15 protein-coding genes and 1 tRNA gene are annotated in these 14,691 nt (G+C 64.7%); 9 read left to right on the top strand and 7 right to left on the bottom strand.

What is annotated here, in order from left to right; genetic code table 11:
- The first annotated feature begins 34 nt into the window (after positions 1–34).
- Both U1738_RS16660 and U1738_RS16665 read left to right on the top strand, forming a co-directional pair.
- Positions 35–295, top strand: a complete 261-nt coding sequence (locus U1738_RS16660) for a hypothetical protein (protein ID WP_332790179.1) — start codon at positions 35–37, stop codon at positions 293–295.
- A 77-nt stretch (positions 296–372) separates the two neighbouring features.
- Complete coding sequence (locus U1738_RS16665; protein ID WP_332790180.1) at positions 373–1,455, top strand: winged helix-turn-helix domain-containing protein; 1,083 nt, start codon at positions 373–375, stop codon at positions 1,453–1,455.
- A gap of 1 nt (position 1,456) precedes the next feature.
- Here the strand turns inward: U1738_RS16665 and U1738_RS16670 are convergent, their stop codons facing one another.
- The 5 genes from U1738_RS16670 to U1738_RS16690 form a co-directional block, all read right to left on the bottom strand.
- A complete protein-coding gene (locus U1738_RS16670) occupies positions 1,457–2,908 on the bottom strand; it encodes a S41 family peptidase (RefSeq protein ID WP_332790181.1) in 1,452 nt (483 codons plus the stop codon).
- 58 nt (positions 2,909–2,966) lie between these two features.
- The gene (locus U1738_RS16675) at positions 2,967–4,064 is read right to left on the bottom strand and encodes a helix-turn-helix domain-containing protein (protein WP_332790182.1); all 1,098 of its coding nucleotides are present in this window, start codon (positions 4,062–4,064) and stop codon (positions 2,967–2,969) included.
- Positions 4,065–4,132: 68 nt separating this feature from the next.
- Positions 4,133–4,206, bottom strand: a tRNA-Gly gene (locus tag U1738_RS16680).
- An 82-nt stretch (positions 4,207–4,288) separates the two neighbouring features.
- Complete coding sequence (locus U1738_RS16685) at positions 4,289–4,633, bottom strand: hypothetical protein (protein WP_332790183.1); 345 nt, start codon at positions 4,631–4,633, stop codon at positions 4,289–4,291.
- A gap of 17 nt (positions 4,634–4,650) precedes the next feature.
- Positions 4,651–5,406: a competence/damage-inducible protein A gene (locus tag U1738_RS16690; RefSeq protein WP_332790184.1), complete on the bottom strand. Its 756-nt coding sequence runs from the start codon at positions 5,404–5,406 to the stop codon at positions 4,651–4,653.
- 65 nt (positions 5,407–5,471) lie between these two features.
- Here U1738_RS16690 and map point away from each other — a divergent pair, with 65 nt between their 5' ends.
- The 4 genes from map (at position 5,472) to U1738_RS16710 (ending at position 9,599) form a co-directional block, all read left to right on the top strand.
- Entirely contained in the window at positions 5,472–6,296 is an 825-nt protein-coding gene (gene map / locus U1738_RS16695; RefSeq protein WP_332790185.1) for a type I methionyl aminopeptidase, read from the top strand.
- Positions 6,297–6,580: 284 nt separating this feature from the next.
- Complete coding sequence (locus U1738_RS16700; protein WP_055780924.1) at positions 6,581–6,919, top strand: P-II family nitrogen regulator; 339 nt, start codon at positions 6,581–6,583, stop codon at positions 6,917–6,919.
- Positions 6,920–7,058: 139 nt separating this feature from the next.
- The gene (glnA, locus tag U1738_RS16705) at positions 7,059–8,471 is read left to right on the top strand and encodes a type I glutamate--ammonia ligase (protein ID WP_332790186.1); all 1,413 of its coding nucleotides are present in this window, start codon (positions 7,059–7,061) and stop codon (positions 8,469–8,471) included.
- A gap of 420 nt (positions 8,472–8,891) precedes the next feature.
- A complete protein-coding gene (locus U1738_RS16710) occupies positions 8,892–9,599 on the top strand; it encodes a PEPxxWA-CTERM sorting domain-containing protein (RefSeq protein WP_332790187.1) in 708 nt (235 codons plus the stop codon).
- Positions 9,600–9,683: 84 nt separating this feature from the next.
- Here the strand turns inward: U1738_RS16710 and U1738_RS16715 are convergent, their stop codons facing one another.
- Positions 9,684–10,658, bottom strand: coding sequence for a quinone oxidoreductase family protein (locus U1738_RS16715; RefSeq protein WP_332790188.1), 975 nt, complete (start codon positions 10,656–10,658; stop codon positions 9,684–9,686).
- A gap of 119 nt (positions 10,659–10,777) precedes the next feature.
- Here U1738_RS16715 and U1738_RS16720 point away from each other — a divergent pair, with 119 nt between their 5' ends.
- The gene (locus tag U1738_RS16720; protein ID WP_332790189.1) at positions 10,778–12,202 is read left to right on the top strand and encodes an aldehyde dehydrogenase family protein; all 1,425 of its coding nucleotides are present in this window, start codon (positions 10,778–10,780) and stop codon (positions 12,200–12,202) included.
- 7 nt (positions 12,203–12,209) lie between these two features.
- A complete protein-coding gene (locus tag U1738_RS16725; protein ID WP_332790190.1) occupies positions 12,210–13,046 on the top strand; it encodes an ATP-grasp domain-containing protein in 837 nt (278 codons plus the stop codon).
- A gap of 100 nt (positions 13,047–13,146) precedes the next feature.
- On the opposite strand, the gene U1738_RS16730 is transcribed toward U1738_RS16725, so the two are convergent.
- The gene (locus tag U1738_RS16730; RefSeq protein WP_332790191.1) at positions 13,147–13,839 is read right to left on the bottom strand and encodes a PEPxxWA-CTERM sorting domain-containing protein; all 693 of its coding nucleotides are present in this window, start codon (positions 13,837–13,839) and stop codon (positions 13,147–13,149) included.
- A 282-nt stretch (positions 13,840–14,121) separates the two neighbouring features.
- On the opposite strand from U1738_RS16730, the gene U1738_RS16735 reads away from it, so the two are divergent.
- A complete protein-coding gene (locus U1738_RS16735) occupies positions 14,122–14,679 on the top strand; it encodes a DedA family protein (RefSeq protein WP_332790192.1) in 558 nt (185 codons plus the stop codon).
- The last annotated feature ends 12 nt before the right edge of the window (positions 14,680–14,691 follow it).

Raw genomic sequence — 14,691 nt, forward strand, 5'->3', positions numbered from 1 at the left:
TGCGCGCAGCCACCAACCGCGGCACCGCTGGCGGATGGACTTGGACGCTCTCCTCAATCATTATTTCGACACCACCGAGCTCGACACGCTCGAAGAAGCCGCGTTCGAACGCGGCGTGGAACGGCTCGGCACCGCATTCGGCATGGAAAAGGAACCCGGCCGCCGCTTCGCGCTCTGGTCGCTGCTCCATACGCTCGGCGACGCGCCCGATCCGGCGGTCGCGTTCGAGGATCCACAGGAACGCCGCGCGGCGGAGGCCTATGCCCGCGCCACCAGCCGGGCGACCGAGACCTGATCGAGACGCTCCCCCTGCCCCAGGCCCGCCGGATCGCGCTCGCCGCGCAGGGCTTCGGCGCGGCGCATCCGGAGCGCGTGACGCAGGCACATATGCGCCGCACGATCGATCGCCTTGCGCTGCATCAGATCGACAGCGTCAACGTGCTTTCGCGCGCGCATTACCTGCCCGCTTTCTCGCGCCTCGGCGCCTATGATCGCGGCTTGCTGGAGGCCGCCGCCTGGGGCCGCAAGCCGGAGCGGCGGCTGTTCGAATATTGGGCGCACGAGGCGTCGCTCCTGCCGCTCGATCTCCACCCGCTGCTGCGCTGGCGCATGGCGCGCGCCGATCGTGGCGAGACGGGCTGGGCCGCAATGCGCCGCTACGCCACCGAAGGGCGAGCGGAGGCCGAGGCGATCCTCGCCCGCATTCGCGTCGACGGCCCCCTCGCCGCCTCCGATTTCGAGGAGGGCAAGAGCAGTTCCGGCTGGTGGGCGTGGGGCGACACCAAGCGCGCGCTGGAATGGCTGTTCTGGGCGGGGCACATCACCACCGCGACCCGGCGCAACAGTTTCGAGCGCGTGTACGATCTCACCGAACGGGTCATTCCACCCGCCATTCTTGCGCTACCGACGCCGGACGAGGCAGATGCCCACCGCGCACTGATCGCCCGCAGCGCCGCCGCGCTCGGCATCGCCACCGAAACCGACCTGCGCGACTATTTCCGGTTGAAGCCCGACGACGCCCGGCCGGCGATCGCGGCGTTGGTCGAGGAGGGCGTGCTGATCCCCACGCACGTCGCCGGCTGGCCGAGGATCGCCTATCTCCACCGCGACGCCCGCCGACCGCGCCGGATCGCAGGCGCCGCCCTTCTCGCCCCGTTCGACCCACTGGTCTGGGAGCGGGCCCGCACCGAACGCCTGTTCGGCTTCCACTATCGCATCGAGATTTATGTGCCCGCCGAGAAGCGCCAGCACGGTTACTACGTCCTGCCCTTCCTGCTCGACGACCGCCTCGTCGCCCGCGTCGATCTCAAGGCCGATCGCCAGAACGGCCGCCTGATCGCGCATCGCATCGGCCTGGAGCCGCTCGCCCCACCCGAGACGATCGAGCGGCTCGGACTGGAATTGCGCCGCATGGCGGGCTGGCTGGGGCTGGCGGAGGTTCGATCGCCACCCTGAACTATCGATCGAGGATCCAGCCCGTCGCATCGTCCAGCGCCCGATCGCGGCCCGACGCGATGTCCCGGGATGTCGGCGCGACGAGCATATCGGGCGCGATGCCAGCATCGGGCGGACTGCCGGGCGGGAAATAGCCGATCAGCGGCAGATCGAATTCGATGCCGCTGGCCGGCAGTCGCACGAAGAAGAAGCACCCGCCGTTGATGCCGCGCTGGTTGCCGCCGGTGCCCTGGCCGAACAGCCGCACCCGACCGCTACTGCGAGCTTTTTGTGCGAACTGGAAGGTGGCGGAACTGTTCACCGGGCCGATCAGGGCGACGACCGGCAAATCGATGTGCGGTCCGACCGGCTGGATCGTGTCGTCGGCGTGATCGCCCTGCAATTGCAGGAATCCATTCTCCACCGGCACGGCATCCTGCCCCAATCGCCGGAAACTGTCGTCCCAGGTATCAAGATATCGGTCGAGATCGGCCGGCGTCCGGCGAAACCGCACTAGCCGCCGCGCGCCCGGCTCGACCAACGTCCGCCGGATCAGGCGCGCCAGGATCAGGTCGCCGCAATCCTGCCCGCCTTCATTGTCGCGCAGATCGACGATCAGGCCGCGCGCACCCTTCAGGCTGTCCAGCCGGTCGTTCAGCCAGCTTCGCCAGTCCCATTTGCTGTCGTACAGCGCCCAGCCCGGCATCGTCAGCACCGCCACATTGTCGGCCCGCACCTTCCAGTCCCACACCGGTTGATCGCCACGATAATCACGCACCGGCATTGGCGCGCGACGCTGTGCGAGATCGATCGCCGGCAGTTCGATCGCTCGGCGCACCCCATCGGGTCCGCGCAAAACGATATGATGCGCTCCGCCGATCGGCCGGGCCGCGACGAGACCGTGGAACACGTCGAAGAACTCGATCGGGTCGCCACCGGCGACGCCGAGCAGCGACACGCGCTTGGCATCGTTATGGCCATCGGCGCGGGCATAAGGCATCAGGCTGCGCAGCAAGGCGCCGCCATCCTGCCCGTTGATCGACAGGATCTCGCTACCCGCCGGCACGCCGAACCGGCCGGGATCGGCGGTCACGATCATTCGCCCGCCGATCCAAATGAAGTGGAACGGCAGCCGCGTCGGACGATCGAACAAATCGGCAGCAACCTGCTTCTTCTGATTGAAGAAGTTGCAATAGCTGTGCCCGCAGCGGATTTCGGCCAGGAAGCGCGACAGCAGGAGATAGCGCTGTTCGAGCGACGACGAGGCCACGAAGCCCTGCCGCAGACGCGCGATGCGCTCTTCGATCTGGCGCGGGGTGGTGTAACGATACAGGCCGGGATGAAGCTTCAGTGCCTCCGTCAAAATCGCTATGTCGCCGGCAAGGTCAGCCGGGCTGACCGCGGCGGGCGGGAATGCGGCGGCGGGCAGTATTGCGGCTGCACCGAGGGCGGTGATGAGTTGGCGTCTGTTCATGGCCCCGGCCTGCCATTCCGCCACCGCCGATGCGCCTCAAAACCGCGTGAGGCACATCTTATTCAGGAATTGAGCCGTGTCGGCGATAGGCACTGGGGCTCATGCCGAAGGTCGCCCTGAAGGCGCGATTGAAACTGGCCTTGGATGCGAACCCGGCCTCCAGCGCCAGATCGATCAGATCCTCCGCTCCACCGCCGCGCAACCTCTCGGCCACCGCTTCGCTGCGCAGTCCGTTGACGAACGCCGAGAAGCCGATACCCAGCCCTTCGTTCAGCGCTCGCGACAGATAGCCGCTGTTGGTGCCGAGCAATCGTGCCAGCGATGCCAGGCTCAGTTCCGGATCGGCGGCCCAGCCGCCCGCGCGCACCGCTTCCGCCCATGCCGCGCCTTGCGCTTGCCAGTCGCGCGCTGCGATCGGCGTAACAGGCGCTTCGGCGAAGTGCGGAAAGGCCAAGGCGGCATGCCGCCAACCCTCGATCGCCAGATACAGCGCAAACGCCGCGATGGCGAGGTAAAGCCCCATCAGGTTCAAATAGCCAAGCGGCGACACCGCGTCCCACACGGCATAGACGCTCCACACCGGCAGCAGCACGAGCATCGCGCCCGTCGCCCGGCTTAGCCAAAGCGCGGCATATCGCACGTCGTCGCTGCGCTCGTCAGCCAACCGGTGCCGATAGCGGCGGAGCAGTCGCAAACCGGCAAGGCCATAGGCCGCGATGCTCACGATCGTCGCCAGCCCGAACACCGCGCTCGAAATCGCGGCACTGGCATCCGACCAGCGATCCTTGAGCGGCATCGGCAAGAGAAAGCCGATCGCCAGAAACGCAAATTGCACGGCGGCAGGCAGCAGGTGCCGCCATCCCCGGGCAGGCCAACGTCCGTCGATCAGCGTGGCGATGTACAGCCATAACAGGGGCGCAACCGCCAAGGGAATCGAGAATGGCGCGAACGTCAGCCAGCGCCAGCGATCGTAGAAGCCGGCAAAGCCGATCATCCACGGCGTCACCACCCCCGCCAGTACGATCAGCAAGGCGGCGAGCGTGCGATTGGCGACATGGTTGCGAAGCGCGCGCGTGAGCGCGAAAGCGATGATCAGCAACTGCACGACGACCACTGCCAGGATCGCCGTACGCCAGCCGAAGACCAGTCCCTCCATCGCGCGCACTATGCGATGGATATCGTCTTCGGGATAGCGCCTAGCTACGCGGATGGTGGCTGAAAATCTGGAGCGGGTGAAGGGAATCGAACCCTCGTCGTAAGCTTGGGAAGCTTCTGCTCTACCATTGAGCTACACCCGCGAAGCCCCGATGGGGCGGAAGCAGCCGATACAGAGGGACCGGCGTGCGCGCAAGCGCGACGATCCCCGAAACGATCTTCAGCTCAGCGATAATTCTTCGGCACGCCGCTGACGTGAAAGATGCCGCCGCGCTGCAACTCGATCACATATTGCGCGCCTTTGTTGCATTCTACCGCCCAGCTTGGCTTGCCGTCGATCCTGCCGCGCGACACGACGTTGTCGATCGACTGGCAATCGTAATCGGCATCGTTGATCGCGCGGAAGAAGGTGGTGCGCTGCAGCGTGGGGGGCAGCGCGGCGATCTTCGCTTCCATCGGATCGGGGCCAGCCTCCGCCGCCGTCGCGGTATTGCCGCCGCGCGGGGGTGGATCGCCGCAGCCGGCGAGCATCGCGCAGCCTAGCACCAATCCGGCGATCGCTTTCTTCACTTGCCGTCTCCCAAAGATCAGATGCCGCCCGTAATCACCTCGCGCCCGGTGGCGACCAGGGCGGTGGTGAGATCAACGATGCAGCGGTCCAGAAGTTCGGCATCGGTGGCACGGACGACGAAATTCGCACCCGTCCGCCCTTCGCGGAAGAACGGATAGCTGCCGATCGCGACGCCCTCGTGTGTCTTTTCGGCGGTGCGCAGCAGCTCGGCGATCTCGCTTTCCGCGACCCAGCATCCGACCGTGGCCGACAGGACCGGCAGGCCGCCCTCCAGCGTGCCGGTCAGCGCATCGAGCATCCCCGCCGTAATGTGCGGCACGCCGGCCATGATGAAGATGTTGCCGATGCGGATGCCCGGCGCGCCGGACATGCGGTTCTCGATCAGGTCCGCCCCCTCCGGCACGCGCGCCATGCGCTTGCGCGTCTCGGTCAGCCCGCCGCGCGTCTCGTAATAGCGCTCCAGCACCGCGACCGCCTTGGGGTGGAACACGACCGGCACGCCCAGCGCTTCGGCGATCGCATCGACGGTGATGTCGTCATGCGTCGGCCCGATCCCGCCGGTGGTGAACAGATAATCGTTGCGGGCGCGCAGCGCGTTGACCGCCTCGACGATCGCTTCGGTCCGGTCGGGCACAACGCGCACCTCGGCTAGGCGGATGCCCTGCACGTTGAGCCACAGCGCGATCTGCGCGACATTCTTGTCCTGCGTGCGCCCGGAGAGAATCTCGTCGCCGATCACCGCGAGCGCGGCCGTCCAGATACGTTGGGTCATGAAACACGGCATAGCCGGTCGCGCACCATCTCGCAAAGCCCGCGCGGTATCGCTATAGAAGGAGGATGACCGATTACGTAACCGTCACCGCCGACGCCCCGATGGGCCGCACCGGCGCGATCAAGCTCCATGGCCGCCATGCGTTCGACGCGATGCACAAGGCCGGCCGCCTCGCCGCCGAGACGCTCGACATGGTAGTGCCGCATGTCGTGCCTGGCGTGACGACCGGCGAGCTGGACGATCTGATCCGCAACTTCATCGTCGCGCGCGGCGGCGTGCCGGCGACCCTTGGCTATCGCGGCTATACGCATGCGAGCTGCATCTCGATCAACCATGTCGTGTGTCACGGCATTCCGGGTGTGAAGACGCTGAAGAGCGGTGACATCGTCAATATCGACGTCACGCCGATCGTGGATGGCTGGCATGGCGATTCGAGCCGGATGTATCTGGTGGGCGATGTGCCGATCAAGGCGAAGCGGCTGGTCGAGGTGACGTACGAATGCCTGATGCTCGGTATCGAGCAGGCCAAGCCGGGCAACACGATGGGCGACGTGGCGCATGTGATCCAGAGCCATGCCGAGAAGAATCGCTACGGCGTGGTGCGCGATTTCTGCGGGCATGGCCTGGGGCAATTGTTCCACGATGCGCCGGAGGTGGTGCATGTCGGCCGTCCGGGCACCGGGCCGGAATTGAAGCCGGGAATGATCTTCACGATCGAACCGATGATCAATATCGGCCGCCCCGACGTTAAGCTGCTCGACGACGGCTGGACGGCAGTGACGCGCGACCGATCGCTTTCGGCGCAGTTCGAGCATTCTATCGGGATTACCGAGGACGGGTGCGAGATCTTCACGACCAGCCCGGGCGGGTTCGACAAGCCGCCTTACTGAGCGCCGGCGAGGGATTTAGCGAAAGCTAAATCCGAGCGCACGAGGCGCGATCGGCCGGCGCGGCCAAAAGCCGCGACCGACAACGCGGCTTTGCCGCGACGCGCCACCACACTCTACCACTGCCACAAAAGCAGGCACCTGCCCTATCCTGCCCCCGCGTTAGGCATTCCTTAACCCGCAAAATCCCCCGCCCCCACGCATTCCCGCCTCTCGCGCGACTGGCACGCTTGTTGTAAGAGACGCGCACGGGCGATGCGTCTTTCGCCCATCCGAGGGGCCATTTCGTGAAAAAGATCGAAGCGATCATCAAGCCGTTCAAGCTGGACGAGGTGAAGGAGGCGCTGCACGAAGTCGGCGTCAGCGGCATCACCGTGACCGAGGCCAAGGGCTTCGGGCGGCAGAAGGGCCATACCGAACTCTATCGCGGCGCCGAATATGTCGTCGATTTCCTGCCCAAGGTGAAGCTCGAGGTCGTCGTCGAGGACGCACTGGCCGAGCGCGTGGTCGAGGCGATCGCCGCCGCCGCGCAGACCGGGCGGATCGGCGACGGCAAAATCTTCGTCATTCCCGTTGAGACCGCGCTGCGCATCCGCACCGGCGAACGCAACGACGACGCGATATAAAGAACGGGCGATCCGACGAATTGGTCACCTGACGATTTGACGCAGCGCAACATTTCGTGACAGCGTTATCCCTACCGGGGCAACTTCATTCCCGATTCTGTCGGGCGAACTATTCGATAACGAAAGGGCATGGGGCTTTATGGCTAACACCGCAAAAGACGTTCTGAAGATGGTCAAGGACCAGGAGATCGAATGGATCGACCTGCGTTTCACCGATCCCAAGGGCAAGTGGCAGCATCTGACCATGGTCGCCGGCGTCGTCGGCGAGGATGAGCTGGACGACGGCTTCATGTTCGACGGCTCCTCTATCGAGGGCTGGAAGGCGATCAACGAATCCGACATGATCCTGAAGCCGGATCTGGACGCGGTCTGGACCGACCCCTTCTCGGCGACCCCGATGCTGATCCTGGTGTGCGACATCGTCGAGCCATCGACCGGCGAACTCTATGCCCGCGATCCGCGCTCGACCGCGAAGCGTTCCGAGGCGTATCTGAAGACCACCGGCATCGGCGACACGATCTATATCGGGCCGGAAGCCGAATTCTTCATGTTCGACAACGTGCAGTTCGAGACGAGCTACGCCACGTCCTATTACAAGATCGACGATATCGAACTGCCGACCAACACCGGCACGTCGTATGAGGGTGGCAACCTTGGCCACCGTCCGCGCGCCAAGGGCGGCTACTTCCCGGTCGGCCCGGTCGACAGCGCAGTCGATATCCGTGGCGAGATGGTTTCGACCATGCTCGAAATGGGCCTGCCGTGCGACAAGCATCACCACGAAGTGGCGGCCGGGCAGCACGAACTCGGCCTGACCTTCGGCACGCTGACGCTGACCGCGGATCGCATGCAGATCTACAAATATGTCTGCCATCAGGTTGCGCAGGCTTATGGCAAGACCGTCACGTTCATGCCCAAGCCGATCAAGGAAGATAACGGATCGGGCATGCACACCCATCTGTCGATCTGGGAAAAGGGCAGCCCACTGTTCGCCGGCAACGGCTATGCGGGCCTGAGCGATACCTGCCTGTATTTCATCGGCGGGATCATCAAGCATGCCAAGGCGCTGAACGCCTTCACCAACCCGTCGACCAACAGCTACAAGCGACTGGTTCCGGGCTATGAAGCGCCGGTGCTGCTCGCCTATTCGGCACGCAACCGCTCGGCCTCGTGCCGCATCCCGTACGGCACGGGTGCCAAGGCGAAGCGCGTCGAAGTGCGCTTCCCCGATGCGATGGCCAATCCGTACCTCTGCTATGCGGCTTTGCTGATGGCGGGTCTCGACGGCATCCAGAACAAGACCCATCCGGGCGAAGCGATGGACAAGAACCTGTACGATCTGCCGCCGGCGGAACTCGCCGAGGTTCCGACCGTCTGTGCATCCTTGCGCGAGGCGCTCGACAGCCTGGCCGCCGATCACGACTTCCTGCTCAAGGGCGACGTGTTCACCAAGGACCAGATCGAAAGCTATATCGAGCTGAAGTTCGTGGATGTGGCGCGTTGGGAAATGACCCCGAGCCCGGTCGAATACGATATGTACTATTCGTACTAAGGCGCGACCGCGTTCGCGCCGGTGCGCGTGAGCGCATAGGGCGAAGCGGCCGGCGTCGCCATAGCGACGACCGACGACGTGGCTTCGCCACGGCGCTGACAAAAAGGAAGGGCGTCCGGATCAGATCCGGGCGCCCTTCCTGCGTTCATCGCCCCGGAAAAACAGATGCCGCCCTGAAGAGCCGCCCAAACCATTACGAATAGTTTTTCGTGTCGCTTTTATACTATAACAAATCCGCAATGTCGTATTTATACAATTACACCCAGTTCAAGTTGCACCGCACAATTCGTTAATATTCTGTAATATATTCTTACACTCCGATTCTAGACAACTTACAACTTACTTCGAATCCTGAATTTTATTCATTGGCACACCATTTGCATCTTCCCCATCGGTCAAACACCAAGGGGAGATTGTCACATGAAGAAGATCGCTTTAGCCGCCGCCGCATTTATGTCGGCCGCCGCACCTCAACTTGCTCACGCCGCGACGATCGTGCTGACGTTCGAAGGCTTGAACAGCAGCGTCAACGAGAGCCCGCTCAACTATTACAATGGCGGCGCAGGCAGCGCGGGCACGACGGGCGGCCCCAATTACGGCATCACCTTCTCGTCCAACACCATCACCGGCTGCACCCAGCCGAATGCGTGCGCAAACACCAATGCGGCGCTGAACCCGTCGGGCACCAACATCATCTTCTTCCTCGGCGGTGGTGCCAGCACGATGAACGTCGCGGCCGGTTTCACCACCGGTTTCTCGTTCTTCTACAGCGCCGCCAACAATCCGGGCGTCGTCAACGTCTATAGCGGCCTGAACTCGACCGGCACGCTGCTGGCGTCGCTGACGCTGCCGGTAACCGGTAACGGCGCAGCCCTGCCGGGTTGCCAGTCGACCAACTTCTGCCCATTCACGTCGATCGGCGTGACCTTCACCGGCACCGCGCAGTCGGTCGATTTCGGCGGCACCAACAACCAGATCGCGTTCGACAACATCACGCTCGGCAGCGCGACCGCTGGCGGCGCGGTGCCGGAGCCGGCCACCTGGGCGATGATGCTGATGGGCTTCGGCATGGTAGGCTATGCCCTGCGTCGCCGCGCCAAGGTCACGACGGGCGTGCGTTTCGCCTGAGACCGAACTACGCGTAAGAACAGAAGAGAGCCGCCGTTCGCGAGATCGGCGGCTCTTGGTTTTTCATAGAGAGCGGCTCTCGGTTCAGGGCAACAGAACCGTCGCGCCCTTCGTCTCGCCCGCCTCCAGCGCCCGGTGCGCGTCGGCCGCATCTTCCAGCGCGAAAGTCTGGCCGATCTCGGCGGTGATCGCGCCCTTCGCTAGCATCGCGAACACGCGCGCGAACCCGGCCTCTCGCTCTTCCGGCGTCACGTAATAATCGAACATGGTCGGCCGGGTGACGAACAAGGATCCGTTGCGCGCCAGCACGCCGATATTCACGCCGTCCACCGGCCCGCTGGCATTGCCGTAGCTGACGATCAGCCCACGCCGTGCCGCGCTCGCCAGCGACACCTCCCACATCGCCTTGCCGACGCCGTCCAGCACCACGTTCACACCCTTGCCGCCGGTCAGCGCGCGCACCTCCTTCGCGACATCGACCTGCTTGTGCAGCAAGACATGGTCCGCCCCGGCCGCCTTGGCCTGTGCCGCTTTCTCCTCGCTGCCGACGGTGCCGATCACCGTCGCGCCGATCGCCTTGAGCCAGCCGACCAGCAGATGCCCGACGCCGCCGGCTGCGGCGTGGACCAGCACGGTCTGGCCGGCCTGCACCCTGGCGCAGCGTTCGATCAGGAATTCCGTCGTCCCGCCCTTCAGCAGCAAGGCCGCCGCCGTACGGTCATCGACATCATCGGGCAGCGCGATCATCTGCGCGGCGGGCACGTTGCGCGCGGTGGCATAGGCACCGAGCGCGGGGCCGAACGTGCCGACCCGGTCCCCCACCTTCAGATGGTCAACCCCTACCCCCAGCGCCTCGACCACGCCGACCGCCTCCGATCCCAGGCCGCTCGGCAGCGGTGCGGGGTACAGGCCCTTGCGGAAATAGACGTCGATATAATTCAGCCCGACCGCGGTGTGCCGCACGCGCACCTCGCCCTCCGCCGGATCGACCGGCGCGACGTCGACCCATTCGATCACCTCCGGGCCACCAATTTTCGTGATACGGGCTGCGCGGTCCATCGGTCGATCTCCTGAAGCTGTCGGCTGAAAATAGGGCTCGCGTTTCAGGTTGCAACCGATCGTGCCGCGCGCCATCTAGACGCCAGCGTACCGCATGTTCAAAAAAAGTGGAGACGATCATGAAGAGCTACCTCAAGCATTACATCGACGGCGCCTGGGTCGAGAGCGACGGCGGCACGCGGCATGAGGTGATCGATCCCTCCACCGAACAACCGGTCAGCGAGATCACGCTGGGCAGCCAGGCCGATGTCGACAAGGCGGTCGCCGCCGCGAAGACGGCGTTCGGCAGCTTCTCGCGCACCTCGGTCGCCGATCGCGTCGCTCTGCTCGAACGCATCATCGAGGAATATAAGGCGCGCATGCCCGATCTGGCCGCCGCCACGTCCGAGGAAATGGGCGCGCCGATCGGCTTCGCCAATGCGGCGCAGGCCCCCGCCGGGCTCGGCTATTTCATCGGCACGCTGAAGGCGCTGCAGGACTTCGAATTCAGCGAACAGGTCGGCAAGAACCGCGTCGCGCACGAGCCGCTCGGCGTGGTGGCGATGATCACGCCGTGGAACTGGCCGCTGAATCAGATTTGCGCCAAGGTCGCCCCAGCGCTTGCCGCCGGCGACACGATGATCCTGAAACCGTCGGAAGAAGCACCGGGTTGCGCGGTGATCCTGGCCGAAATCCTCGACAAGGCCGGCGTTCCGGCGGGCGTGTTCAACCTCGTCAACGGCGACGGCCCGGGTGTCGGCGCGGCATTGTCCACCCACAAACATGTCGACATGGTCAGTTTCACCGGATCGACGCGCGCCGGCATCGCCGTGGCGACCGCCGCCGCCGCGACGGTGAAGCGCGTGCATCAGGAACTGGGCGGCAAGGCCCCGAACCTGGTGCTGGAGGGGGCCGATCTCGCCACCGTCCTGCCGCCGACCGTGCAGGGCGTGCTCGCCAATTCGGGCCAGAGCTGCATCGCTCCCACCCGCCTGCTCGTGCACAAGAGCCAGGTCGCGGATGCCACCCATGTCGTCAAAACGATCATGGAAGCGGTGAAGGTCGATGCCGCCAGCGTGATGGGCGCGCATATCGGCCCGGTCGTCAACAAGGCGCAGTTCGACAAGATCCAGGGCCTGATCCAGTCCGCGATCGACGAGGGTGCCACGCTCGTCACCGGCGGCACCGGCCGCCCCGATGGCCGCAACGCCGGCTTCTTCGTGAAGCCGACTTTGTTCGCCGACGTTACGCCCGAAATGCGCATCTATCGCGAGGAAGTGTTCGGACCCGTCGCCACCATCTCCAGCTATGACGATGCCGAACAGGCGATCGAGATGGCCAACGATACCGATTACGGCTTGTCCGCCACGATCTCCGGCGATCCCGCCGCCGCCGCCAAGGTCGCACCGCGCCTGCGCGCCGGCATGGTCACGATCAACGCCTGGGGCCCGAGCGGACCCGTTCCGTTCGGCGGCTACAAGCAGTCCGGCAATGGCCGCGAGGGCGGGAAATACGGCCTGACCGACTTTATGGAGCTGAAGGCGATCTGCGGCGAGCCGGCCTGATATCGGCATGCCGATGACGGTGGATGTGTTGATGCCGGCCAGCGGCGACGCTTATGCCGAGGGGGCGGCGCGTGGGCTTGATGCCTATCGCGCCGCTTTCGCCGCAAATGGCATCACGCTGAACGCCCGGCCCTGGACCTCGGGCCCGGGCGAAGCGGACGCCACGCTGGCGCTGTTCGCCTGGGGCTATCATTTCGATGTCGCGCGGTGGCTGAAGATGCTGGCGGACTGGCCGGAGGAGCGGCCATTGTTCAACCCGCCTGCCCTGCTCGCCTGGAATACGCGCAAGACCTATCTCGCCGAACTGGAGCGCGCCGGAATCGCGATCGTGCCGAGCATCTTCGGACGCGCCGATGCGGACAGCGTCGCGACCGCCTTCGCGCGGTTCGGCGGGGAGGAGCTGGTGATCAAGCCACAAGTCTCCGCCGGCAGCGACCGTACAATGCGCGTCGGCCGCGATACGCCGGTCGCCCCGATGGACGATGCGATCATCCAGCCACTCCTCGCCGCGGTCGGTGGCGAGGGCGAACTGTCGTTCCTGTTCGTCGGTGGCACCTTCAGCCATGCGGTGCGTAAAGTTGCGGTAAGCGGCGAGTTCCGCATCCAGCCGCAATTCGGCGGGGTCTTCACCCGCTTCGATCCCGAGACCGAGCAATTGGCGCAGGCCCGGCAGGTCATCGCCGCTTTGCCCGTCGCGCCGCTATATGCCCGCGTGGACCTGATCCGGCTGGCCGATGGCACGCTGGCGCTGATGGAGATCGAGGCGATCGAGCCCGATCTGTATCCGCACCTTGAACCGGCGCTGCCGGACCGGCTTGCCAAGGCGGTGCTGGCCGCGATGTAGCCCTGCCCGCGCCGATCACCCTAGGGGCGTTGGCGACGGGCAGCAAAAAGCCGCCGGTCTTGCGACCGGCGGCTCAGCATTCTCAAGGGAGAGAAGTCGTTCAGGCGAAGCTGACATTCGTCTTGGTCGAGCGACGGCGCATCGCGCCACCCATCAGACCGAAGCCAAGGATCATCATGCCCCAGGTGGCCGGCTCGGGAACGGCCGCGACATTGAAGCGTACGTTATCGAGGACCGCATAGCCGCCGCTCTGCGAAACGGTCACGCGGTTGAACGCGTCGCTGCCCGTCAGGCCGAAGAACGAACCCGTGCCCGACGCGACCGAGACGTTGTAGGTGCCGACCAGCGACGAGCCGTTGAACAGCGAGACGAGGAACGCGGCGTTCAAACCGCTCTGGTTGCCACCGCCGAAATTCTGGAACAGGTCGGAGCCGAACGCAGTGGCCAGGCTGTTCAGGCCGATCGTGATGTTGCCACCCAAGGGAAGATTGAGGCCCAATGCGGTCGTCGTATTGCCCGACTGCCCTGCGCCGGCAATATAGAGATTGTTGTTCGTCGGTGCCGAGAAGGTCACGCCGGTCGGAACACCAGAGCAAGGCCCGCTGCTGCTCACGGTCTGGTTGGCGCTCAGCGAAGAGGCGGAACAGCCCTGGAAGTCCACCGTCGTGACGGTGCCCGCTGCGGCGTTGAACGCCGTACCGCTGGTGTAGATTACCGGTGCCGCAAAAGCCGAACCGCTTACGACAGCGCCGGCAAGCATGGTGGCCGCGAAAAGCCCCTTCGTGATGGTCATCGTAATTTCCCGATCAAGCGTGGACCCCGAAGAGATTGCCGGCACCCAGCGCCCTTATCCCCCGAAGAATGACCGTGCTGTTAATAGTCCATTAAAGATATGTCGTGTGTTATTTCGTACAATTTTCGTGATGTATCAATGTGATACGGATATTAGTTAATTTAACTAAGGCACCCGTTTCCATCGTCCCGCAAGGGTCGACCACGCCACCTTCGCCAACTTCCAAAAAACGCATTCTCCGGGGCTGGCGCTGCGCACGGAAAATCGCCACCAGCGAATTCTATGTCGATCGAACTGCTTATCACCCGCTACGGCCTTGCCGCCGTGTTCTTCGGCGCCGGGATCGAGGGGGAGACCATGGTCGTCACCGGCGGGCTATTGGCGCATGACGGGTTGATGCCGGTCGCAGGCGTAGCGATCGCCGCAGCCGCGGGATCGTTCGTCGCCGACCAATTGTTCTTCGCCGCCGGCCGCCGCTTCCGCGATCATCCGCGCGTCAAGAGGATCGAGGCCAAGCCCGCCTTCGCCAAGGCACTCGGCCTGTTCGAGCGGCATCCGACCGCCTTCGTCTTCGGCTTCCGATTTTTATACGGGCTGCGCACGGTCAGCCCGATGGCGATCGGCACCACGGCGATCCGGACGCGCAAGTTCGCGGTGCTGAACCTGGCGGCGGCGGCTTTGTGGGCGGCGCTGTTCACCGGCATCGGGTTCATCTTCGCGGACGGGATCGAGGAGATATTCGGCAAGATCAAATCGGTCGAACATGTCGCGATCGGCGTCGTGGTTGCGGCGGCGGTCGTGTTCGGCGCGGTGAAGCTGTGGAAATGGCAGCGGGGCTGAGGATATCCCCAA

It is taken from the genome of Parasphingomonas caseinilytica (genome assembly GCF_036663755.1).
Lineage (GTDB): Bacteria > Pseudomonadota > Alphaproteobacteria > Sphingomonadales > Sphingomonadaceae > Sphingomonas.